Below are 23,345 nucleotides of genomic sequence, written 5' to 3' on the forward strand. Positions count from 1 at the left end.
AGTGTGAAGTGGGTCACGAGATGGCTCAGCGGAAATCACGGCTGTGGGTGCGCACGCCGTCGATCAGGCTGTCGATGTTGTGCATCTGGCGGACGATCAGGTGCTGCACGCCGTCCACGCGTTCGAGCCGGCCATCGATCTGCATCAACTGCGCTTCGACCAGCACCCGATGCTGGCGGTCGGCGATCTTGCGCCAGACCACCGCGTTGACCATGCCGCATTCGTCTTCCAGGGTGAGGAAGGTGACGCCGCTGGCGGTCTGTGGGCGCTGGCGCATGCGCACCAGGCCGGCAAACCGCACACTGCGCCCGTGCGGCAGTGCGCTCAGTTCGTCGGAACGGTGGCAACGGCGCTGGCGCAGTTGGCTGCGGATGAACGACACCATGTGCCGGCCCAGCGTGGTGCCGGTGCTGTTGTAGTCGGCCTGCATGTCCTCGAAGGCACTCGGCAGCGGCAGCGGCACGGCGGTTTCAGTGGTGGCGCGCGCGGTCTCGAACAGCGGCAGTGGCTTCTCCACGCCGGAAACCTCCCAGCGTGCGCGATGGCGATGGCCGCTCAAGCCCTTGAGTGCGCCGGCATCGGCCAGCAGGCCCTGGTGGCGACGGTCCAGCTGCGCGCGCTGGCTCAGGTCGGCGACGCTGTCGAAGGGCGCGCGGTGGCGCGCCTGTACCAGTCCCTTGGCGACCGCCTCGCTGAAACCATCGACCAGGCGCAGGCCCAGGCGGATGCCGAACGGGCGACCTGGCGAGGTGGGCGGGACCAGGGTGCAGTCCCACGCGCTGTAACGCACGTCCACCGGCAGCACCGGCACGCCATGGCGGCGCGCGTCCTGCAGGATCTGGTCCGGGGTGTAGAAGCCCAGTGGCTGGCTGTTGATCAGGCTGGCGGCAAACGCGGAGGGGTGGTGGCACTTGAGCCAGCAGCTGACATAGGTGATCAGCGCGAAGCTGGCCGCGTGGCTTTCCGGGAAGCCATAACTGCCGAATCCCTTGATCTGCTCGAACAGGCGCTCACCGTATTCGCGGCTGTAGCCGTTGGCGGCCATGCCGGCGAGCAGTTTGTCGCGGTGCGGCTCCAGCCCGCCGTGGCGCTTCCAGGCGGCCATCGAACGGCGCAGCGCATCGGCCTCGCCGGGGCTGAAATCGGCGGCGGCGACTGCCAGCTGCATCACCTGCTCCTGGAACAGCGGCACGCCGAGGGTGCGTTTGAACACCTTTTCCAGCGCGGGGGGATAGTCGATCTCTTCGATGCCTTCTTCCTTGAGCTTCTTCCGTCGGTTCAGATACGGATGGACCATGTCGCCCTGGATCGGGCCGGGGCGCACGATCGCCACTTCGATCACCAGATCGTAGAAACAGCGTGGCTGCATGCGCGGCAGCATCGCCATCTGCGCGCGCGACTCGATCTGGAACACGCCCAAGGTGTCGGCGCGGCAGATCATGTCGTAGGTGGGCTCATCGCCCTGCGGAATCTTCGCCATGGTCATCGGCGGTCCGCCATGCGCTTCCAGCATCGCCAGGCATTTGCGTACCGCGGTGAGCATGCCCAGCGCCAGGCAGTCGACCTTCATCAGGCCGGTGACATCCAGATCGTCCTTGTCCCACTGGATCACGGTGCGGTCGGCCATGGCCGCGTTCTCCACCGGCACCATCGTGGCCAGCGGATGTTCGGAAATCACGAAGCCGCCCGGATGCTGGGACAGGTGGCGCGGGAAGTCGACCAGTTCGGCGGTCAGGGCGACCACGCGCCGCATCAGTGGCGTCTCCGGATCGAAGCCGCGCTCGCGCAATGCCTCGGGCAGCGGCTCGTGGCTGCTCCAGCGGTCCAGGCAGGCGGCCAGTTCGTTGACCTGGTCCGGCGGCAGGCCCAGCACCCGCGCCACATCGCGCACCGCGCTGCGGCCACGGTAGCTGATCGCCACCGCGGTCAAGGCGGCGCGTTCGCGGCCGTAGCGGTTGAACACGTATTGCAGCACTTCCTCGCGGCGCTCGTGTTCGAAATCGATGTCGATGTCCGGCGGCTCGTCGCGTTCGGCGGAGATGAAGCGCTCGAACAGCAGCGCCATCTCGCTGGGGTCGATCTCGGTCACGCCCAGCACGTAGCACACCGAGGAATTGGCGGCCGAGCCACGGCCCTGGCAGAGGATCTGCTGGCTGCGCGCGAAGCGCACGATATCGTGCACGGTCAGGAAGTACGACTCGTACTGCTTGGTGTGGATCAGCGCCAGCTCGTGTTCGATCTGGTGGCGCTGCTGGGGCGTCGCGCCCGTTGGCCAACGCCATCGCATGCCTTCCTCCACCAGCACCCGCAGCCAGCTGGCCGGGTCGTGGCCGGCCGGCACCAGTTCGCGCGGATAGGTGTACTGCAGCTGCTTGAGATCGAAGTGGCAACGCTCGGCGATGCGCAGCGTCTCGGCCAGCAGCTCGGGCGGGTACAGCGTGGCCAGGGCCTGGCGGGTGCGCAGGTGGCGCTCGCCATTGGCGAACAGGCGCCAGCCAGCGTCGCCGAGCGTGCAGTGGTGGCGGATCGCGGTGAGGGTGTCCTGCAGCGCGCGGCGGCGGCGCACATGCATGTGCACATCGCCGCTGGCCACCAATGGAATGCCCTGGTCGCGGCCGAAACGACGCAGGCGCAGCAGGCGCGCGCGGTCGTCGGCCTCGCGGTGCAGTTCAACCGCCAGCCACAGCCGCTGCGGGAAGCAGGCCTGCAGCCACTGTGCATCCTCGATGCCCGGGGTGGCGTCGGCCCACAGGCACAGCAGGCCGGCATGCAACGATCCGATGTCGCTGCGCAGGCAGCGGTACTCGCCCTTGGGCGCGCGCCGGCGGCAGGTGGTGATCAGCTGGCACAGCGCGGCGTAGCTGCCCTGGTCGGTACACAGCAGCACCAGCTTGGGGCCGTCCTCCAGCTGGAATTCGGCGCCGGTGATCAGCGCCAGCTGGTGCTTCTGCGCGGCCTGCCAGGCGCGCACGATGCCGGCCAGCGAGCACTCATCGGTGATCGCCAGCGCACGGTAACCCTGGCCCTTGGCGCGCGCGAACAACTCCTCGGCGATGGACGCGCCGCGCTGGAAACTGAAGGCCGACAGGCAGTGCAGCTCGGCATACCCGGGCAACGGCGGCGCGCTCATGCGAACCAGCCGTGCAGCATGAAAGGTCCGCTGCGTGCATCGGCGGCGGTATAGGCCCAGCCGCGCTGGCCCTGGCCGGTTTCGATGACGTAATAGTCGCGGCGGATGTCGCCGGCATCCCACCAGCCCGATTCGATCCGCTCCGGCCCGGACAGGATGCGCAGGTGCGGGTCCTGCAGCGCCTGTGGCTGCGCCAGCAGCCAGCCCGGACGCATCGGCAGCACCGGGGGCCGGACCTTCGGGGCGCCCTGGGCATCGCCGCTCGCGCGTTCGGGCCGGTGCTCGGCGCGCAGCCCGAGCCCCTGCACGGCGTCATCGCCGAGCCGCGCACGCAGGCGTTCGCGCAGCTGCTCCCACGGCATCGCCTGCTGCGGGCGGGGGTCGAACAGATCGCGTGCGGCCGGCACGAACGGCGGCAGCTGCTCGGCCTGCAGCCGCAGGCCGCGGCTGCCCGCCGGCAACTGCAGGTGATCGACACGGTTGCGGGCCAGCTCGAACAGCATCGCGGGTTCGCGCTCGGGCGCGAGCAGGCCGATCGAGAGCCGCGTATCCGGGTGGTTTTCGTGTTCGAACCACAGATCGAACTGCAGCACGCCGCCATCGCGCGAGCACAGGAAGGCGGCCAGGTCGGCGGTCAGCCGCCGCAGCGGGAACAGCATCGCCTGCGTGGACTCGACCTCGTACTCGAACTCGATGCGCGCATCGAAGCGGTCCGGTGGCTGGAAATAGCGCAGCGGCGGCGTGCTGATCCCACGCAGCGCATCCAGGTGCGCCAGTACCTGCGGCGGGAAACGCCGCGCCAGGCTCTCCCGTGGCAGGCCGAACGCGGCGCCCAGTGTGCGCAGGCCCGACCGCGCCAGCACCGTGACCGCCTCGACCGGCAGCCCGCTGCGTTCGATCGGCACCTGGGCCAGGGCCGCGTCCAGCTGGTGCGCATCCACGCCGAGCCGGCCATGCACGCGCGCCAGCACACTGGCGGCATGCGGATTCGGTGCGGCCACCAGCCGATGCCGGAAGCCCAGCTCGGTCAAGCCGCGGGTGAGGCGCTGCTCGACCTTCGGCCAATCACCGAACAGGGCGCGGCTGGCCCGGATTTCCAATGCCAGCGCGTGCGGGAAATCCAGGCTGACCTGCGAGCTGATGCCGTACAGCCAGCTCGCCAGTAGTTGGCGGGTGGCCTGCTCGGCGCGTGGGTCGTACTCCACGCTGAGCATGTCGCGGGTGAGCACCTGCGCGGCCGAGAGCAGCATGCCGCGGCGCAGCCCGAGCTGCCGTGCCGAGGGACTGACCGCATGCAGCACGCGCCGCTGCGCCGGCCCGGTGACCAGCACCAGCGGCGCGGCCGGATCCGGTTGCTGGCGCAGGGCAGCGTCCAGCGCCAGGTGCGGCAGCAGCAGGCAGGCCCAGTCCACGGCGGCGGCTCAATGGGCCACGGCCAGCGGCAAGGGCTGCGCCGGTGCCAGCCCGCCACGGCACTTGAGCACCCGCACCTGGCCATCGTCGAGCTGCAGGCGCAGCGCGGCCGGAGAGGGGTTGCGCGCATGCCGGGCATCGCGGAAGGAAAAACCCAGGCACTGGCCGGTTTCAGCCGCCACCTGCAGCCGGCGCAGCGCCCGGTCATCGGCCTGCTGCGGCCAGCACAGCACCGCCGCGCAGGCGGCCGAGCGCAGGCATTGTTCGGCGGCCCACAGCGCATCGCGTGGGCTGGCCTGGACCACCTGCACCTGGCCCAGCGCCAGCCCGGCGCGGGCCCAGGCCGGGGCATGCGGCAGGTGCGGCGGAGCGATCAGCACCACGGTCTGCTGCTGCTGGCTCAGCCGTGCCAGGATCGGCCAGACCAAGGCCAGCTCACCGACCCCGGGCGAAGCCAGCAGCACCTCCGACAACGCCGAAGGCGGCCAGCCACCGCCGGGCAGGCGGGCATCCAGCGCCGGGTGACCGGTGGGGTGCGGGGCCACCTCCGGGAAGGCCGCACGTGGCTGCCCCCGCCAGACCCGGCGGGTTTCCAGCAGCCGGTCCAGGGCCAGCACGGCGCCCATCAGCGGGCCTCCCGGCAGGGCTGGAGCAGGCGGAAACGGGCGGGAAACAAGGGCATGGCGGCGAGTATCGGCAGCACGCGTGTCAAAGGCTGAGACCGACAATCCTACCCGCAATTAGTAAAAATGCTAACGAATTCGGCCGCCCGATTCCGAACCGGTTGGGGGTGCTGAATGCTTCAGCGAGAGCAGAATGGCAGCGCGCCAGACGGGATGGCCAAGTGCGTAATGGAGGGCATCCACGCATGGCGTGGATCTACTCAGCGCCCCTGTGGATCGGGCCGGTGGTGCACGTACTCGACCACGGTGCCGTCCGGATGCACCGCATTGAAGGCCGCGCCGGTAGGCACGACCTGCAGCGGGAAGATGATCTGCGCCCCGGCCGCCACCAGCCGGTCGTAATACGGCTGCACGTCATCGACCAGCAGCGTCCCGGTGGTGGAGGTGAACGGGGCCAGTTTGTCCGGCGCTCCTTCGATCAGCAGGAACGCCCCGACCATCGCCAGGCGAAGGCCGGCCTCGGGGAACGGGAAACCCGCATCGGCGACCACGCCCTGCAACTGCTCGTAGAACGCCACCCGCGCTTCCAGTTCGCCCGGGCCGACGAACACCCGGATCAGCACCCGCGGGCTGCGTTGCCGGGAGGTGTCATTGCGGTCGCGCCAGAGTTGATCGAAGTGGCGGTGTGGGGGCATGCGGTTGCTCCGGGACGTGAGCAGTCATTATCGATCCGCGCTCCGCCGGGAACCGGGCAGGGCTCATGACCACCGGTGATGGCGTGATAACCCGTCATCGCCCACCACGCCAGCAGTGCCAGCAGCGACACGCCGGCACCGGCCGCGCATACCGCGTTCCAGCCATGGGCGGCATACAGCGCACTGCCGGCCAGCGCACCCAATCCACTCCCTGCAGCGTAGAACAGCATGTACGCGGCGATCACCTGCGCCTGTGCGTGCGGGGCCGCGGCCAGGATCCGGCTCTGGTTGGTCACGTGCAGCGCCTGCACGGCGAGGTCCAGCAGCAGCACGCCAAGCACCAGCCAGCCCAGGTGGTGGGACATCGCCGCGATCGGTGCCCAGCTCAGCAGCATCAGCAGCAGGGCGCCGGTGGTGACCCGACCGGCATGCCCACGGTCGCTCCAGTGCCCGCTGCGTGCCGCCGCCAAGGCACCGAGCAGGCCGACCAGCGCGAAGGCGCCGATGCCGGTGTGGCTGAGCGCATACGGCGGTGCGCTCAGTGGCAGGCTCATGCTGCTCCAGAACAGCCCGAACACGGTGAACAGCAGCAGGCCCAGCACGCCGCGCTGGCGCAGCACCGGCTGCTGCCGCAGCAGGGCGATCACGCCGGTCCGCGCGCTGGACGTGATGGGCACCGGCAGCCGCGGCAGGCGCGCCCACAGCAGGGTGCCCGTCACCACCATCAGCGCCGCCGAGAGCAGATACACCGCGCGCCAACCGCCCAGATCGGCCACCGCGCCCGCCACCACGCGCGCCAACAGCAACCCGACCACCACGCCGGCCTGTGCGGCACCAACCACGCGGCCGCGCTCGTGCTCGCCTGCGGCGGCGGCCGCATAGGCGATCAGCCCCTGGGTCATCGCGGTGCCGAGCAGGCCCACTGCCAGCATGCCCAGCAACAGGCTCCAGGCCTGCGCGGCCATCGCGACGGCCAGCAGGGCGAGCACCAGGCCCACTGTCTGGATCGCCATCAGGCGGCGACGCTCCATGCGGTCGCCCAGCGGCACCACCCACAGCAGGGCGGCCACCGAGCCGAGCTGGGTGGCGGCGATCACCGCGCCGATGCGGCCGGTGCTGATCTGCAGATCGGCCGCCAGCGCATCCAGCAAGGGCTGCGCGTAATAGACATTGGCCACGCTGAGCCCGGCGGCGCAGGCGAACAGCATCAGCAGGGCGGAGGGAAGCGGGGAAGGGGAAATGCCGGGGGCGGTGGTCGCCATCATTCAGTCTCAAAATAGAACCAGTTGATTCTGCGGCATGTGGTTCTAAAATGAAACCTTGAGCGGAGAATCCTGATGGCCACCGAGTCGATGACAACCTGCCCGGTCGGGCGCGCGCTGGATCTGGTCGGCGACCGCTGGTCGCTGCTGATCGTGCGCGAGGCCTTCGACGGGGTGCGCCGTTTCAGCGATTTCCAGCGCCGCCTGGGGATGTCGCGGAGCATGCTCAGCCAGCGCCTGCAGGCCTTGCTGGAGGCGGAGGTGCTGGTGCAGCAGCCCTTGGCCGAAGGCCGCAGCTATCAGGAATATGTGCTCACCGAACGTGGCCGCGCGCTGTTCCCGCTGGTGGTGGCGCTGCGCCAATGGGGCGAAGCCTTCCTGTTCGCGCCGGGCGAACCACGCTCGGTCCTGCAGGCCGACAGCGACGATCGCCCCTTGGCGCTGATGCAGCCGCGCGATCAGCGCGGGCAGGTGGTGGAGGCCGCCCAGACCCGTGTCATCAAGCCAGTTTCGGCGTGAATCCCCAGCCCCAGAGTGTCCCAAATGTAAGCATCCTGTTGACAGGCATGAACAGGCTCGCCCACTCTTCCGGGGTGGAGTGCCGGTAACGGGCTCCCGGGTGGTGCGGCTGTCACGACGGGCGGAGGGGCCTGGACGTAGCCGTCATCGCCTTGCGTTGTAAACGGTTCCGCGCGCCTGCGCGTGGTTCCCGCCGACATGGCGCTGCACCCTTCTGCGGCAAGACTCCCTGGATTTATTGCGCAAGCAAAGGTGTTTCGTCCGCTCATGAAAACGATTTCAAAGCCCCTGGCCCTGACGGCCGCCATCGCGCTCTCGCTGAGCGCTTCCGCCTGGGCTGCCGCCCCGGTTGCCACCACCGACGCGTTCACCGTGCTGACCCTGGAACAGACCCCGGGTGAGCTGGATGCGGCCGTGGTCGCCGCGCAGCTGGAGCAGCTGCAGGTCGATGCCCTGACCGTGCGCAACGTCGAACGCCGCGCCGACCGCGTGGACCCGCTGCAGGGCCTGGCCGACGCGCTGGGCTACCACTATCGTTTCGTGACCGCCGATCCTGCCGCCGCGCAGCAGACCGGCAGCGTCGTGCTGACCCGCCTGCCGATCGAAGCCGAGTCGGGCACCGAACAGCCGTCGCTGAATTACCTGCGCCTCAACGATGGCCGCCACGTCGTCGCGCTGTACACCAGCGCTGCCGATGCCGCCGCACTGCCGCCGCTGGTCACCCGTTCGCGCCTGGGCGCACCGGCCGTGCTGCTGGGCGCGGTCAGCGCCGATGCGGCCACCACCGCCGGCTTCGATCCGTCGCGCGTGGCGCTGGAAGCCAACGAGAGCTACTTCAGTGACGGCTTCCAGTCGGCCAGCTCGGCCCCGATCAAGCTGCGCACCCATGACGGCAGGAAGGGCACCACCGCGGCCACGCTGCTGACCCTGGGCTATGCCGCGCCGGTCGGTGGCGAGACGCCGTGGATGGACACCGCCCTGAACGCCGATGCCCGTGCCAAGGCCCTGCTCGCGCAGATGACCGTGGACGAGAAGTTCCAGATGCTGCACAGCTACTTCGGGCTGGGCAAGGACGGCGGTCCGCTGCCGGAAGGCGCGGTCGGTTCGGCCGGTTTCGTGCCGGGCGTGCCGCGCCTGGGCATTCCTTCGCAGCAGTCGGCCGATGCCGGCGTCGGCGTGACCAACCCGGGTGGCCTGCGCAAGGGCGACCACGCCACCGCGATGCCGTCCGGTCCGTCCACCGCATCGAGCTGGAACCCGGATATCGCCTTCGCCGGTGGCGCCACCATGGGCCGTGAAGCCTGGCAGCAGCGCTTCAACATTCTGCTGGCCGGCAGCGTCAACCTGCAGCGCGACCCGCGCAATGGCCGCAACTTCGAATACGCCGGTGAAGATCCCCTGCTGGCCGGTGTGCTGGTCGGCGAATCGATCCGCGGCGTGCAGAGCCAGCACGTGATCTCCACGATGAAGCACTTCGCGCTCAACGACATGGAGACCTCGCGTAATTTCCACAGCGCCGAGATCGGCGAACAGGCGATGCGCGAGTCGGACCTGCTGGCCTTCGAAATCGCCATCGACATCGGCAAGCCCGGTTCGGCGATGTGCTCGTACAACCGCATCAACGGCACCTACGGCTGCGAACACGATTACCTCATGAACGAGGTGCTCAAGCAGGAATGGAAGTTCCCCGGTTTCGTGATGTCCGACTGGGGCGGCGTGCACAGCGGCTCCAAGGCGGCGCTGGCCGGCCTGGACCAGCAGTCGGCCGGTGAAGTGTTCGACAAGGCGGTCTACTTCGACGAACCGCTGCGCCTGGCCGTGGCCGGTGGCGTGGTGCCGCAGGCGCGCCTGGACGACATGGTGAGCCGCATCCTGCGCACCATGTTCGCGCACGGCAATTTCGACCTACCGCCGGTGCATGAGCCGATCGACGACGACGCCGGCTTCCACGCCGCGCAGCGCACCGTCGAAGAAGGCAGCGTGCTGCTGCGCAATGCCGGTGACCTGCTGCCGCTGGGCAAGGACGTGCAGCGCATCGTCATCATCGGTGGCCATGCCGACAAGGGCGTGATCGGTGGCGGCGGTTCCTCGATGGTGGGCTGGACCGCGCGCGGCACCAATGCGGTGCCGGGTGTGATGCCGACCACCTGGCCGGGCCCGGTGATCTTCCACCCGTCCTCGCCGCTGGAAGCGCTGCGTGCCGAACGTCCGGATGCCCGCATCGATTACGTGGATGGCCGTGACGTGGCTGCCGCCGCGCGCGCTGCCGCTGCCGCCGATGTGGCCATCGTGTTCGCCACGCAGTGGTCGGCCGAGTCGGTCGATCTGCCGCACATGCAGCTGCCGGACAACCAGGACAAGCTGATCGCCGGGGTGGCCAAGGCCAACCCGAAGACCGTGGTGGTGCTGGAAACCAATGGCCCGGTCGAGCTCCCGTGGCTGCAGCAGGTACCGGCCATCCTGCAGGCCTGGTACCCGGGCATCCGCGGTGGCGAAGGCATCGCCGCGCTGCTGACCGGCAAGGTCAATCCGTCCGGCCGCCTGCCGGTGACCTGGCCGGTGGATGTCAGCCAGCTGCCGCGCCCGCACGTCAACGGCCTGGGCTTCAACCCGAAGAACAAGCCGGATGACACCATCGATTACGACATCGAAGGCGCCAACGTCGGCTACAAGTGGTTCGCCGCCAAGGGCCTGACTCCGCAGTACGCGTTCGGCCATGGCCTGTCCTACACCAGCTTCGGCTACGACAACCTGCAGGTGGTGGTGGAAGGCCAGCGTGTGGTCGCCAGCGTGGACGTGCGCAACACCGGCAAGGTCGCCGGTGCGGACGTGCCGCAGCTGTACCTGCAGCTGCCGCAGGGCAGCACCACGCCGATCCGCCTGATCGGCTTCCAGAAGGTGACGCTGCAGCCGGGCGAAAGCCGCCGTATCCGCATCGAAGCCGAGCCGAAGACGCTGGCCAGCTTCGACACCGCCGACAAGCAGTGGAAGATCGCCGGTGGGCAGTACGAAGTGCAGCTGTCGCGCGCGGCCAACGCACCGGTGCAGCGCGTGCCGCTGGAGCTGGCCGAGCAGGTCGTCCGCTGAGCTGACGGACGCGCCGGTACCGACCAACGGTCGGTACCTACCGCGGATCGGACCCGAGGCGCGTTACGGGGTAGGGCACGACCGTTGGTCGTGCCAACGTTCTGACGGGCAGGCCACGACCGTTGGTCGTGCCACCGGTCACCCCGGCAGGTGCTCGCGCAGGTGCGCCAGCAGCAGCCGGACCCGGCGCGAGGGCTGGGCGGTGTTCGGAAACACCGCATACACGCCCTGGCGCGGGAACCGATGGTGGCGCAGGATCGGCAGCAGCCGGCCCTGCGCCAGATCGTCATCGATCAACCACTGCGGCAACACGGTCGCGCCGGCCCCGGCCAGCGCGAAGGCGCGCAGCGTGGAGGCGTTGTCGACCGTGACCACCGCATGGGCGGGGTTGCAGGCAAACAGCGCGGTGCTCCCATCGGGGGCCACCAGCGGCAGGTCCGCCAGGCGCGGATACCCCAACCGTGGCAGCGTGCGGATCCAGTCCGGATCGTCGCGTGCCGCATCGTCGGGCAACGTGGACAACAACGAGGGTGAGGCGACCGCGCACAGCGCGTGCTCGTCCAGCAGGGTCGCGCGCAGCTGCGAGTCCTGCAGGCGCCCCAGCCGGATCGCCAGATCGAACCGCTCGGGGATCAGGTCCGCCGGCGCCGGTGAGGTCGACAGGTGCAGGCGCAGCTCGGGATGCAGGGCGCGGAACGATTCCAGCACCGGCACGACCCGGGCGATCGCATACTCCGGCGTGGTGGTCAGCCGCAGCGTGCCACGCAACTGGAGCTGTTCACTGCGGGCCTCCTCGATCGCCAGCTCGGCAGTCGCCAGCAGGGCGGTACAGTGCTGGTAGAAGCGTTCGCCGGCCTCGGTCAACGCCAGGCTGCGGGTATTGCGCACCAGCAGGGTCACGCCCAGTTCCTGCTCCAGCCGCTTGAGATTGAAGCTCACCACGGCCCGGCTCTGGCCGAGGCGCTCCGCGGCCGCGGTCAGGCTGCCGGCATCGACAATCGCCTTGAAGGTTTCGAAGCGGTCCAGGCTGACCATGGCTGCCGTGTCTGTCAAAAATGGTTTGACAGTCTTGCACTCGATTGCCCGTATATCCAGCCACTGGCAACGCGCATGCTGCCGCCTTGCAATCGGAGCGCGCCATGACCTACCGGGCGAGAGTGGAAACGTTGTACCTGCTGGGATTCTCGCTGGACCTGGTGAACATGTTCATCGGCACGGTCGCCTATCCGGCCATCGCGACCGACCTGCAGGCCTCCGTGCCGCAGCTGGCGTGGATCGGCAACGCCTACATGCTCGGCCTGACCCTGGTCATTCCGCTCGGCAGCTGGCTCGCGGCACGCCTGGGTGAGCGCCGGCTGCTGTGCGTGTCGCTGGCGCTGTTCACCCTGGGCGCGGTGCTGGCAGGCACCGCCCCCAGCATCGAGTGGCTGATCGGCTGGCGCCTGCTGCAGGGGCTGGGTGGGGGCCTGTTGATTCCGGTCGGGCAGGCGATGGCCTATCGCGAATGCCCGCCGGCCGACCGCGCACGCCTGACCGCCCGCATCATGGCCGTCGCGCTGCTGGTGCCGGCGCTGTCGCCGACCCTGGGGGGCGTGCTGGTGGAGTGGGGCTCGTGGCGGGGCGTGCTGCTGGTCAGTGTGCCGCTGGCCGTGGTGGCCCTGGCGCTGGCGGCCTGCTGGGTGCGTCCGGGTGCGCCGCTGTCCGCGCCAGCGCTGGACCGGCGCGGGCTGCTGCTGGGCTCGGTGGGGCTGAGCGTGCTGCTGGTCGCGCTGAGCCTGATCGCCGAACCGGGCCAGCGGCCGGTGGGCGCCGGGCTGCTGGTTGCCGCCGCCGTGGTGCTGTTCCTCTACGCCCGCAGTGCGCGTCGGACCGATCAGCCGGTGCTGCAGTGGTCGCTGCTGCGGCATGCCTCACTGCGGTTGGCGATGCTGGTCTATCTGCTGGTGCCCGGCACCTTCATCGGCACCCAGCTGGTGGCGACGCTGCTGCTGCATCGGCAAGGCTACGGGGCCGCCGCCATCGGTGGCTTCATGTTGCCGTGGGCGATCGCCTCGGCCTGCGCGATTGCCACCACCCGGCACTGGCTGCCACGCATCGGCGCGCGCCCACTCCTGAGCTTCGGCATGGGATGTCAGGCGCTCGGCATCGCGCTGCTGATCGGCGTGCAGGCCGGCCACCCGTGGTTGCCGGTGCTGGCGTTCGCGCTGATGGGGCTGGGTGGCAGCCTGTGCAGCAGCAGTGCGCAGACGCTCGCCTTCCAGGGCCTGGCGGATGCGGAGCTGCTGCCGGGCAGCGCGCTGTGGAACCTCAACCGCCAGCTCAGCTTCTGCCTGGCTGCCGCACTGCTGGCCTGCGTCCTGGCGCTGCTCTCCGCCGTCCTGCCGGCACAGGCATTCACGCTCACCCTGATGCTGGCGGCCGGCATGAGCCTGCTGCCGATCCTGCTGTTGTGGCGCCTGCCGGCGTCCTCCCTTTCCTTGAGAACCTCCCCATGAATGACACGCGTGCCTTCACCGAAATCCATGACCTGCATGTGCTGATCGAAGACTGGTTCACCGGCCGCGCGCCGGTGGCTGCACTGGACGCGCTGCTCGCCCGTTTCAACGACGACTTCAGCATGGTCGGCATCCGGGGCGTGCGCCTGGACAAGCCGGCGCTGGCAGGCTTCTTCGGATCGGCCCATGGCAGCCGGCCAGGCCTGCAGATCACCGTCGATGCGTTGCAGTATCTGCCGTTGGGTGCCAACGCCTGCGCGGTGCGCTACCGCGAAGACCAGAGCGAGGCCGGTGGCGCGGGCCATGGCCGCGAAGCCTTGGCCATTCTGGTGGACAGCGCTGACGGCACGCTGGCCTGGCAGGCTTTGCATGAAACGGTGGTTGGCAGCTGAATGCGCGAAATGGCCACGGAACAGGCCGATCGGCATCTACCGGGGCAGCGCCCGCAGCGCTAGGCTGCGGGAGTTGCCATCACTGCCGGGAGAGCCCCATGCGTGTGCGTGTAGTGCCAGTTGCGCTGTTGAGCCTGATGGTTGCGGCCAGTGTGTCGGCGCAGACCTCGCCGATGACCCCGGACATTCCCGCCAAGGGCTTCGTGACGCCCACGGCGCAGGACAACTACGACAAGCGCGTGGTGATGGTGCCGATGCGTGACGGAACGAAACTCTACACGGTGATCGTGGTGCCCAAGGGCGCCAGGAACGCGCCGATCCTGCTGACCCGCACGCCTTACGATGCCGCCAACCGCGCCAAGCGCATGGATTCGCCGAACATGCGCGACATCCTGCCGCAGGGCGACGAGGTGTTCGTCGATGGCGGGTACATCCGGGTGTTCCAGGACATCCGTGGCAAGTACGGCTCCGAGGGCGATTACGTGATGACCCGGCCACTGCGCGGGCCGCTCAACAACACCAAGGTCGACCACGCCACCGACGCGTGGGACACCATCGACTGGCTGGTCAAGCACGTGCCCGAGAGTAACGGCAAGGTCGGCATGCTGGGCTCATCCTACGAGGGCTTCACCGTGGTGATGGCGCTGACCAACCCGCACCCGGCGTTGAAGGTCGCCGCGCCGCAGAGCCCGATGATCGATGGCTGGATGGGCGACGACTGGCTCAACTACGGGGCGTTCCGGCAGGTCAACTTCGGCTACTTCACCGGGCAGCTGGCCAAGCGCGGCAAGGGGCCGTCGATCCCCAGCGTGGGCTACGACGATTACACGACCTTCCTGCGCGCCGGCTCGGCGGGCGACTACGCCAAGGCCAACGGGCTGGACCAGCTGCCGTGGTGGCACAAGCTGATCGAGCATCCGGGCTACGACGCGTTCTGGCAGGAGCAGGCGCTGGACGCGCGCATGGCCAAGACCGAACTGAAGGTGCCCACGATGTGGCTGCAGGGCCTGTGGGACCAGGAAGACATGTGGGGCGCGGTGCACAGCTATGCGGCGATGGAGCCGCGCGACACCGGCAACACGCTGAACTATCTGGTGATGGGCCCGTGGCGGCACAGCCAGGTCAACTATGACGGCAGCAGCCTGGGGCCGTTGAAGTTCGACGGCGATACCGCGCTGCAGTTCCGCCGCGATGTGCTCAAGCCGTTCTTCGATCAGTACCTGGTCGATGGCGCGCCCAAGGCGCAGACACCGCCGGTGCTGATCTACAACACCGGCGAGAACCATTGGGACAAGCTGCAGCAGTGGCCGCGCAGCGTGGCGCAGTCCAGGCCGCTGTACCTGCGCGCGGGCGGCAAGCTGTCCTTCGAGGCACCGCAGGCGGGGGAGGCCACGTTCGAAGCCTATGTGTCCGATCCGGCCAAGCCGGTGCCGTTCGTGCCGCGCCCGGTGCGGTTCGCCGACCGCGATATGTGGACCAGCTGGCTGGTGAAGGATCAGCGCTTCGTGGACGGCCGGCCGGACGTGCTGACGTTCGTCAGTGAGCCCTTGACCGAACCGCTGCGGATCGGTGGTGCGCCGCAGGTCAATCTGCAGGCGGCGACGAGCGGCAGCGACAGCGATTGGGTGGTGAAGCTGATCGATGTGTATCCGGACCAGACGCCGTCGACGCCCGAGATGGGCGGCTACGAGCTGTCGGTCTCGATGGCGATCTTCCGTGGCCGGTACCGCGAGAGCTTCAGCGATCCGAAGGCGATCGCGAGCAATCAGGTCCTGGACTACACGTTCGGTCTGCCGACCGCGAACCATGTGTTCCAGCCAGGTCATCGGGTCATGGTGCAGGTGCAGTCCAGCCTGTTCCCGCTGTATGACCGCAATCCGCAGACGTTCGTGCCGAACATCTACTTGGCCAAGCCGGGCGATTACCAGAAGGCGACGCAGCAGATCTGGCACGCGCCGCAGCAGGCCAGCTTCATTTCTTTGCCGGTGTACTGAGCGGACACGGCCTGCTTCGCCACGCGGCTGCGCTGGCACGCCGCGTGCGGGGTCGCGCCGGTTGCATTGCATCGTCCTTGGACAGGCGGTAGCGTGCAGCTCCGCTTTGTACGATGTGACCGATGAAGAGGATGTTCGTTGTAGCCGCGCTGGTGTCGCTGGCAGGCGGCGCGCAGGCGCAGTCGTTCACTGTGCTGGGCAACAGCTTCGGCGCCGAGGCGCTGGTGTCCGTCGATGGCCGCCTGCTGGTACCGCCCAATGGCGCGCGCATGCAGCGCCTGTCTGCTGACCGTTGGATGCGCGCGCAGCACACGTCCACGCCGCAACAGTGGTACGACGATGCAGGCCGGCTGCTGCGCGAGGACCGCGGCTACACCGAGTACCAGGAACGGTTCGTGCTGCGCCAGACCGCCCCCGGGGATCCGTTGTGGAAGGCGTTCATCAAGCCGGACGGAGAACCCACCGGCGGTTGGGGCGTGGTCGATGCGCTGGGCCAGGTGCGCCTGCCGGCACTGAACGATGGCGAGTGGGTGCCATTGGCGGCGCCCGATCGCGTGCTGTGGAATCCCCGACATGGTCCGCTTCGCTTCCATGACCTGCACGGGCGCCCGGTCATGGAACTGGACGAGCGCCAGTTCCAGTGGGTCGCCGGACCGTTCGCCGGCCGCCCTGTGTATGTGGCCTGCAGTGTCCAGGTGCCTGAGCACTGCAACGTGCTGGATGAAGACGGCACGACGCTGTTCTCCGATGATATCGACGCACTGCTGCCGGTCAGCGACGGTGGCTGGTGGCTGCGTCAGGGCGAGCTGTGGCGGCGCGTGGATGCACAGGGCAGGGCGACCGACATCGCGCGCTACCAGCAGGATGGCCTGTATCCCCGCTACCGACAGTACGGCGGCACCGCAGGGCGGCGTGACTGGCCCGAGCAGGTCCACCGGCACGCTACCGGCAGCGCCGACGACACGCCCGAGCCCGGCTGGCTGATGGCCGATGGACACTTTGCCGCACAGCGCGGCAACGTCCGCCTGGACTACTGCGGTGGCCGCTGGCAGGTGTTGGACAAGGAGGGCACCCACCCGCCCACCGCCGCCCCGGCCGCACTGGCAGTGGTGCTGGACGAGCCCGATGCCGAACAGCGGCAGGCACCGCCATGGCGCGTGCGCCATCCCACCGATACCGAGACCGCAGCGGTACTGGACTGCGATGGCAAGGTGATCTTCGCTCCCTCAGGCGTGACCCGATTGGATGCCGTTGGCAGCGGATTGCTGGGAAGGTTCGGCGACGAGTCCTCACCCCGGCTGTGGTGGGATGGCCGCACGGCCTACACGGTGCCTGCCGAGATGGCCATCGACGAAAACCACGTCACCCCGCCGTTGCTGTTGCTCCGGGAGCAGGGCGCCGGCGTCAACCACCTGTACAACCTCGCGCATGGCCGCATCGTGGGTCGTCCCTTCGAAGGTGTGGTGCGCATGGACGCTGACCGCGTGGTATTCCGCCGGGACGGGAAGCTGGGCATGATGCTGGCCGATGGCAGCGAACCGGTGCCGCCAGAGAGCTTCGATATCCTGCCCTGGGGCACGGACCGCACCTGGACGCGCCGCTATCTGGACGGGGGCGATGAGGAACTGGTCCTGCTGGATGCCAACCACCAGGTGCTGCTGCGACGACGCCTGCTGTTCAGTGGTGTGGAACTGCAGTCCACCTGGCAGGGCGACGTGGAAAGTCAGCCGCTGACGCAGTTGAATCTCGGGACGATGCGCTTTGCCGATGGTGAGTACTTTGTCCAGCAATGGCTGGATCGCAACGGACAGGTGCTGCTCAGTGACATCAGCTGTCCGGCGCCCGGTAATGGCCCGCCCTCGAAGGGGAAGGGCGTCCTGCTCGGGCGGGGGTGGCGCGTGGACAGTGTGCCCACGCGCCCCTGCAAGCTGCCCCGGGCGCTGCTGCCGGTGCTTGCCGGCGGCGATGTGACCGATGCGATGCGCGCCCGGTAACGGCCCGCGGATCAGCCGGAAACGCTGGGGTAATCGGTGTAGCCGTGCGCACCGCCGCCGTACAGCGTGTCCTGGTCCAGATCGGACAACGCCACGCCCAGACGGAAGCGCTCGACCAGATCCGGATTGGCGATATACGGCCGACCGAAGGCGATCATGTCCGCATAGCCCGACGCGACCGCTGCTTCCGCACGTGCCTGGTCATAGCCGTTGTTGGCGATCCAGGCACCGGTGAACTTGGCGCGCAGGGCGGCATAGTCGAAGGCGATGTTGTCGCGTGGACCACCGGTCGCCCCTTCGATCACATGGATGAAGGCGAGCGGGCCGATGGCATCCAGGCGTTCGACGGCGCGTTCGAACAACGGCTGCGGATTGGAGTCGGCGGCATCGTTGGCCGGGGTTACCGGCGACAGGCGCACACCGGTGCGTTCCGCGCCGATTTCCGAGGCGATCGCACGGACCACTTCATCGAGCAGGCGGGTGCGGTTCTCGATGCTGCCACCGTATTCGTCGGTGCGCTGGTTGCTGCCATCGCGGAGGAACTGGTCGATCAGGTAGCCGTTGGCGGCATGCACTTCCACGCCGTCGAAGCCGGCGGTGATCGCGTTGCGCGCGGCCTGCCGGAAGTCCTGGATCAGGCCGGGAATCTCGTCCAGGCGCAGGGCACGCGGCTCGGAGACATCTTCAAACCCGTTGGCGGTGAACGTCTTGGTGTTGGCACGCAGTGCACTCGGTGCGACCGGGACTTCGCCCTCGGGCAGCAGGCTGGTGTGCGAGATGCGGCCGACGTGCCACAGCTGCAGCACGATCTTGCCGCCGCGTGCATGCACCGCATCGGTGACCTTTTTCCAGGCGTCGATCTGCGCCTGGCTGTATATGCCGGGGGTGTCGAGGTAGCCCTGGCCCATCGGGCTGATCTGGGTGGCCTCGGCGATGATCAGGCCGGCGCTGGCGCGCTGCTCGTAATACTGGATCGCAAGCGGATTGGGGATGCGGTCGTGGATCGCGCGGTTGCGCGTCAGCGGTGCCATTGCGACGCGGTTGGCGACGTCGATGGCCCCCAGACGGGTGGGGGAGAACAACTGGCCGTCACTGGACTCTGTCATGGGTTTACCTTGGGGGAGGGCTGCCGCCATTGGCGGATGAAAGATGGGAGGTGGACGTACGACCCCGAGCATAGGCCCGGGTGCGTTGCAGCGATGGGAAGGATTGTTGCGTAGCACGCTGTGCACGTTCTGTAACGTTTTCGCGGCGTATGGTCGATGCATGGGCAGGCACGGCCCGCAGCCTTTTTCCAACACGAGGAACAACGCGATGATTGATTATCAGCTCAAGGGAAAGGTCGCCATCGTCACCGGCGGCGTCTCGGGCATCGGCCTGGCAGTGGCCGAGCTGCTGGCCGATTCCGGCGCGGCGGTGGCGGTCTGGGATCTCAAGGCCGACGCTGTCGAAAAGACAGCCGAGGCGCTGCGCAGGAAAGGCGTGAAGTCGATCGGCATCGCGTTGAACGTCACCGACGAGCAGGCGGTGGAGGCCGCGGTGAAGCGGACGGTGCAGGAGCTTGGCGGCCTGGACATCGCGGTGAACAACGCTGGCATCGGCGGGCCGTCGGCCACCAGTGGCGACTATCCCGTGGAGGGCTGGAAGAACGTCATCGACGTCAATCTCACCAGCGTGTTCCTGTGCCAACGCGCACAGATCCAGGCGATGCGCAGCGCGGGCAAGGGCGGCAGCATCATCAACATGGCCTCCATCCTCGGCCAGGTCGGGTTCAACAATTCAGCGGCCTATGTCGCGGCCAAGCACGGTGTGGTCGGATTGACCCAGACGGCCGCGTGGGAACACGCCGCGGACAGCATCCGCATCAACGCGGTCGGCCCCGGCTTCATTGCCACGCCGCTGCTGGACAAGATGGACCCGAAGGTGAAGCAGGCACTGGAAAGCAAACATGCGCTGGGGCGCCTGGGCAAACCGGAAGAAGTCGCCGCGCTGGTGGCCTGGCTGGCCAGCGCCGATGCAGGCTTTGCGACCGGCACGTACTACGCCATCGATGGCGGTTACCTGGCGCAGTAAGCCCTGCGGCGGCAGGCTCACCCTGGCCTGCCGTTGGCTTCACGGTGCCCAGACGCCCTTGTCTGCGACGCTCCCTCCATCGCCGGATGAGAGACGCGGATGGGACTGGAACAAGATCTATCGATCCTGCTGCGGATCGCCGTAGCCATGCTGCTGGGCGCCACGCTCGGCATCGAGCGCGAGATGGGCAAGCACGCCGCCGGTCTGCGCACCCACATGCTCATCGCGGGGGCGGCCGCCCTCATCGTGGGCCTGGGCGACAGCATCGCCGAGCACTTCCAGGAGGAGCGCTATCGCGACCTCCTGCAGGTCGACCCGGTGCGTCTGATCGAAGCAGTGGTGGCCTGCGTCGGTTTCGTTGCTGCCGGCACGATCCTGCGGGGGTCGCGCGACGATCAGGTCAGCGGCCTGACCACCGCGAGTTCGCTGATCATGGCCGCCGCGATCGGTATCGCGGTCGGCATCGGCGAGTACGTGATCGCCGTCGGCGTGAGCGTGCTGTGCCTGATCGTGCTGGTGGTGTTCAGCCGTATCGCCAAGAAACTGGAGTCGTCATGAGCAGTAAACGTCCCTTCGACATTCAACGCATCGATCACGTCGTGCTGCGCGTGCAGGATCTGCCGCGTGCCGTGCGTTTCTACTGCGACGTCCTCGGCTGCACGGTCGCGCGCGAGCGGCCCTCACTGGGCATGGTGCATCTGCATGCCGGTGAGTCGCTGATCGATCTGATCAGTGTCGATGGTCCTCTGGGGCTGAAAGGTGGCGCGGCGCCGGGGCGGGAAGGGCGCAATGTCGAGCATGTCTGCCTGCGCGTCGAGCCGTTCGATGCCGAACAGGTGCGCACCCATCTGCAGGAACTGGATGTGGAGCTGAGTGGGCCGGCCGAGCGAAATTATGGCGCGGAGGGCGATGGGCTGTCGCTGCGACTGCGCGACCCCGACGGCAATTCGGTCGAGCTCAAGGGGCGCTCCAGCGACTGCGGCTGCTAAATGGTAATACCAATAAGCGAGCCTAGACCTATGGTCTAATAGGCTCGCCCTGCGTTTGGCGTTTCAATGCGGGCAGTTTCAACGGGCGTTCCAATTATTGGTCATACCAATAACGCCGGTTGAGCGTTCTCGGCTCGCGCGGTGCTGACCGCGCGGACCCCTGTCCGTCTTGATGAGATCCGCCGATGCAGGCCTGGCAACAACTGTATGACCCCGCTGGCAACCTCTGGCTGTCCAGCCTGATCGCGCTGCTGCCGATCGCCTTCTTCTTCGTTGCGCTGGCTGTGCTGCGCATGAAAGGCTGGCTCGCCGGCACGATCACCGTCGCCATCGCGCTGGCGGTGGCGCTGCTGTTCTACCGGATGCCGCTGTCGCAGGCGTTCGCGGCGGCGGGCTATGGCTTCGTGTACGGCTTGTGGCCGATTGCCTGGATCATTCTGGGCGCCGTGTTCCTGTACAAGGTCTCGGTCAAGACCGGCCAGTTCGACATCATCCGCGCCTCGATCCTCTCGGTCACCGAAGACCAGCGCCTGCAGATGCTGATGGTCGGCTTCGCGTTCGGCGCGTTCCTGGAAGGGGCGGCCGGCTTCGGTGCCCCGGTGGCGATCACCGCCGCGCTGCTGGTCGGGCTGGGTTTCAAGCCGCTGTATGCGGCCGGGCTGTGCCTGATCGTCAACACAGCGCCGGTGGCCTTCGGCGCGATGGGCATTCCGATCATCGTGGCCGGGCAGGTGACCGGGCTGGATGCCTTCGAGATCGGTCAGATGGCTGGACGCCAGCTGCCGTTCCTGACCATCATCGTGCTGTTCTGGATCATGGCGATCATGGATGGCTGGCGCGGTGTCAAGGAAACCTGGCCGGCGGTGCTCGTGGCCGGCGGTTCGTTTGCCATCGCGCAATACCTGACCTCCAACTTCATCGGTCCGGAGCTGCCGGACATCACCGCCTCGCTGACCTCGCTGGTGTGCCTGACCCTGTTCCTGCGCAGGTGGACACCGGTGCGGATCTTCCGCTTCGATACCGAAACCAGCGCCGAGGCGGCTGCCCAGGCACGGGAGGCCCCGCGTTACTCCGCCGGCCAGATCGTCAAGGCGTGGTCGCCGTTCCTGATCCTGACCGCGATGGTCACGATCTGGAGCGTCAAGCCGTTCAAGGCGCTGTTCGCCGCCGGGGGCGCGCTGGAACACTGGGTGCTGAAGATTCCGGTGCCGTCTCTGGATCAACTGGTGCAGAAAATGCCGCCGATCGTGCCGGTGCCAACCGGTTACGAGGCGGTGTACAAGTTCGATGCGGTCTCGGCCACCGGCACCGCGATCATGCTCGGCGCGGTGATCGCGATCGTGCTGCTGAAGATGCGCCCGGCCGCGGCGCTGCGCACGTTCGGGGAAACCGCCAACGAGCTCAAGGTCCCGATCTACTCGATCGGCATGGTGCTGGCCTTCGCCTTCATCGCCAACTACTCCGGGCTGTCGGCGACGCTGGCACTGGCCCTGGCGCATACCGGCAAGGCGTTCACGTTCTTCTCGCCGTTCCTGGGCTGGCTGGGCGTGTTCCTGACCGGCTCGGATACCTCGTCCAATGCGCTGTTTTCGGCGCTGCAGGCGACCACGGCCCAGCAGATCGGCGTGTCCGAGGTGCTGCTGGTCGCGGCCAATACCACCGGTGGCGTGACCGGCAAGATGATCTCGCCGCAGTCGATCGCGATTGCCTGCGCGGCGGTCGGCCTGGCCGGCAAGGAGTCGGACCTGTTCCGCTTCACGGTCAAGCACAGCCTGATCTTCACCGTGATGGTCGGCATCATCACCACGGTGCAGGCTTACTGGCTCACCTGGATGATTCCCTGAGCCCATGCGCGGCATCCCGGCCACCGGCATCGACCCCATCGCCCGCGACGCGGGCGACAATGGCGCCATGAAGAACGAACGCCTGTCCGACAAGGTGGCCGCGCAGCTGCGTGGCCTGATCCGTGAGCAGAACCTGCAGCCCGGCGACCGCCTGCCGGCCGAGCGTCCCCTGGCGGTGCAGCTGGGGGTCTCGCGCACGGCGCTGCGCGAGGCGATCGCACAGCTGGCCAGCCAGGGCCTGCTGAGCGCGCGGGTCGGCGGCGGCACCTACGTGAGCGAGCCGGCGGCCCGCGCCCGGCAGACCATCGATGAGCCCTTGATGCCGTACCTGCCGCTGTTCCAGGGCGACCCGGAATACCGCTTCGACGTACTGGAGATTCGCCACGCGCTGGAAGGGGCGACCGCCTGGCATGCGGCGCTGCGGGCCACCGACGAGGACCGCGCCAGGATCCGCGAGGCCTTCGATACCATGATGGCCGCGCACGGCAAGGACGATCCGGCCGGCGAGGCGCAGGCCGACGCGGCCTTCCACCTGGCCATCGCCGAGGCCTCGCACAACCTGGTGCTGCTGCAGGTCATGCGCGGCCTCTTCGAGCTGCTGCAGACCAACATCTCGCAGAGCCGCGAGAAGCTCTACACCTCCGCCCGCACCTTCGAGCCGCTGTCGGCCCAGCACCGCGAGATGATGGACGGTGTGCTTTCCGGCGACGCCGAACGCGCGCGTGCCGCTGCGCACGCGCACCTGGAATTCGTGCACACCTCCCTGCGCACGCTCGACGACAACGAAGCCCGCCGCGCCCGCGCGTCACGGCTTCCTTCTTCCCACGGTTGACCC

The 23,345-nt window shown here is 68.2% G+C and carries 18 protein-coding genes; 11 read left to right on the top strand and 7 right to left on the bottom strand.

Features of this window, described 5'->3' with window-relative positions; genetic code table 11:
- Positions 1-25 precede the first annotated feature (25 nt).
- From HH110_RS05410 to HH110_RS05430, 5 genes are all read right to left on the bottom strand, one after another.
- On the bottom strand, positions 26-3,130 hold the full coding sequence (locus HH110_RS05410; RefSeq protein WP_176988705.1) for an error-prone DNA polymerase: 3,105 nt from the start codon (positions 3,128-3,130) through the stop codon (positions 26-28).
- Complete coding sequence (locus tag HH110_RS05415; RefSeq protein ID WP_176988706.1) at positions 3,127-4,542, bottom strand: DNA polymerase Y family protein; 1,416 nt, start codon at positions 4,540-4,542, stop codon at positions 3,127-3,129. Before HH110_RS05415 ends, HH110_RS05410 begins: the two co-directional genes overlap by 4 nt.
- Positions 4,543-4,551: 9 nt before the next feature.
- A complete protein-coding gene (imuA, locus tag HH110_RS05420) occupies positions 4,552-5,169 on the bottom strand; it encodes a translesion DNA synthesis-associated protein ImuA (protein WP_176988707.1) in 618 nt (205 codons plus the stop codon).
- A gap of 257 nt (positions 5,170-5,426) precedes the next feature.
- Positions 5,427-5,861: a VOC family protein gene (locus HH110_RS05425; protein WP_070425312.1), complete on the bottom strand. Its 435-nt coding sequence runs from the start codon at positions 5,859-5,861 to the stop codon at positions 5,427-5,429.
- Positions 5,783-7,123, bottom strand: a complete 1,341-nt coding sequence (locus HH110_RS05430) for an MFS transporter (RefSeq protein WP_241696419.1) — start codon at positions 7,121-7,123, stop codon at positions 5,783-5,785. The genes HH110_RS05425 and HH110_RS05430 overlap by 79 nt, the downstream gene beginning before the upstream one ends.
- Positions 7,124-7,198: 75 nt before the next feature.
- On the opposite strand from HH110_RS05430, the gene HH110_RS05435 reads away from it, so the two are divergent.
- Positions 7,199-7,642, top strand: a complete 444-nt coding sequence (locus tag HH110_RS05435; RefSeq protein WP_176988709.1) for a helix-turn-helix domain-containing protein — start codon at positions 7,199-7,201, stop codon at positions 7,640-7,642.
- Positions 7,643-7,909: 267 nt separating this feature from the next.
- Positions 7,910-10,729, top strand: a complete 2,820-nt coding sequence (locus HH110_RS05440) for a beta-glucosidase (RefSeq protein ID WP_176988710.1) — start codon at positions 7,910-7,912, stop codon at positions 10,727-10,729.
- Positions 10,730-10,867: 138 nt separating this feature from the next.
- Here HH110_RS05440 and HH110_RS05445 read toward each other — a convergent pair whose 3' ends face one another.
- Positions 10,868-11,764: a LysR family transcriptional regulator gene (locus HH110_RS05445; RefSeq protein WP_176988711.1), complete on the bottom strand. Its 897-nt coding sequence runs from the start codon at positions 11,762-11,764 to the stop codon at positions 10,868-10,870.
- A gap of 104 nt (positions 11,765-11,868) precedes the next feature.
- Between HH110_RS05445 and HH110_RS05450 the strand changes: the two genes are divergently transcribed.
- From HH110_RS05450 to HH110_RS05465, 4 genes are all read left to right on the top strand, one after another.
- The gene (locus tag HH110_RS05450; protein WP_176988712.1) at positions 11,869-13,224 is read left to right on the top strand and encodes an MFS transporter; all 1,356 of its coding nucleotides are present in this window, start codon (positions 11,869-11,871) and stop codon (positions 13,222-13,224) included.
- Positions 13,221-13,616: a DUF4440 domain-containing protein gene (locus HH110_RS05455; protein ID WP_176988713.1), complete on the top strand. Its 396-nt coding sequence runs from the start codon at positions 13,221-13,223 to the stop codon at positions 13,614-13,616. The genes HH110_RS05450 and HH110_RS05455 overlap by 4 nt, the downstream gene beginning before the upstream one ends.
- Positions 13,617-13,714: 98 nt before the next feature.
- Complete coding sequence (locus tag HH110_RS05460; RefSeq protein WP_176988714.1) at positions 13,715-15,610, top strand: CocE/NonD family hydrolase; 1,896 nt, start codon at positions 13,715-13,717, stop codon at positions 15,608-15,610.
- Between the two features lie 131 nt (positions 15,611-15,741).
- Positions 15,742-17,604: a hypothetical protein gene (locus HH110_RS05465; RefSeq protein WP_176988715.1), complete on the top strand. Its 1,863-nt coding sequence runs from the start codon at positions 15,742-15,744 to the stop codon at positions 17,602-17,604.
- Positions 17,605-17,615: 11 nt separating this feature from the next.
- On the opposite strand, the gene HH110_RS05470 is transcribed toward HH110_RS05465, so the two are convergent.
- Positions 17,616-18,710: an alkene reductase gene (locus HH110_RS05470; protein ID WP_176988716.1), complete on the bottom strand. Its 1,095-nt coding sequence runs from the start codon at positions 18,708-18,710 to the stop codon at positions 17,616-17,618.
- Positions 18,711-18,918: 208 nt separating this feature from the next.
- Here HH110_RS05470 and HH110_RS05475 point away from each other — a divergent pair, with 208 nt between their 5' ends.
- The 5 genes from HH110_RS05475 (at position 18,919) to lldR (ending at position 23,342) form a co-directional block, all read left to right on the top strand.
- The gene (locus tag HH110_RS05475) at positions 18,919-19,677 is read left to right on the top strand and encodes an SDR family NAD(P)-dependent oxidoreductase (protein WP_176988717.1); all 759 of its coding nucleotides are present in this window, start codon (positions 18,919-18,921) and stop codon (positions 19,675-19,677) included.
- Positions 19,678-19,776: 99 nt separating this feature from the next.
- Positions 19,777-20,235 (top strand): MgtC/SapB family protein, encoded by a 459-nt coding sequence (locus HH110_RS05480; protein WP_121037036.1) that lies wholly within the window; start codon positions 19,777-19,779, stop codon positions 20,233-20,235.
- On the top strand, positions 20,232-20,666 hold the full coding sequence (locus HH110_RS05485; RefSeq protein ID WP_176988718.1) for a VOC family protein: 435 nt from the start codon (positions 20,232-20,234) through the stop codon (positions 20,664-20,666). Before HH110_RS05480 ends, HH110_RS05485 begins: the two co-directional genes overlap by 4 nt.
- A 185-nt stretch (positions 20,667-20,851) precedes the next feature.
- Positions 20,852-22,510, top strand: coding sequence for an L-lactate permease (gene lldP, locus HH110_RS05490; RefSeq protein ID WP_176988719.1), 1,659 nt, complete (start codon positions 20,852-20,854; stop codon positions 22,508-22,510).
- A 67-nt stretch (positions 22,511-22,577) separates the two neighbouring features.
- The gene (lldR, locus tag HH110_RS05495; RefSeq protein WP_176989133.1) at positions 22,578-23,342 is read left to right on the top strand and encodes a transcriptional regulator LldR; all 765 of its coding nucleotides are present in this window, start codon (positions 22,578-22,580) and stop codon (positions 23,340-23,342) included.
- The last annotated feature ends 3 nt before the right edge of the window (positions 23,343-23,345 follow it).

Source organism: Stenotrophomonas sp. SAM-B (assembly GCF_013387485.1).
Classification (GTDB): domain Bacteria; phylum Pseudomonadota; class Gammaproteobacteria; order Xanthomonadales; family Xanthomonadaceae; genus Stenotrophomonas; species Stenotrophomonas maltophilia_AA.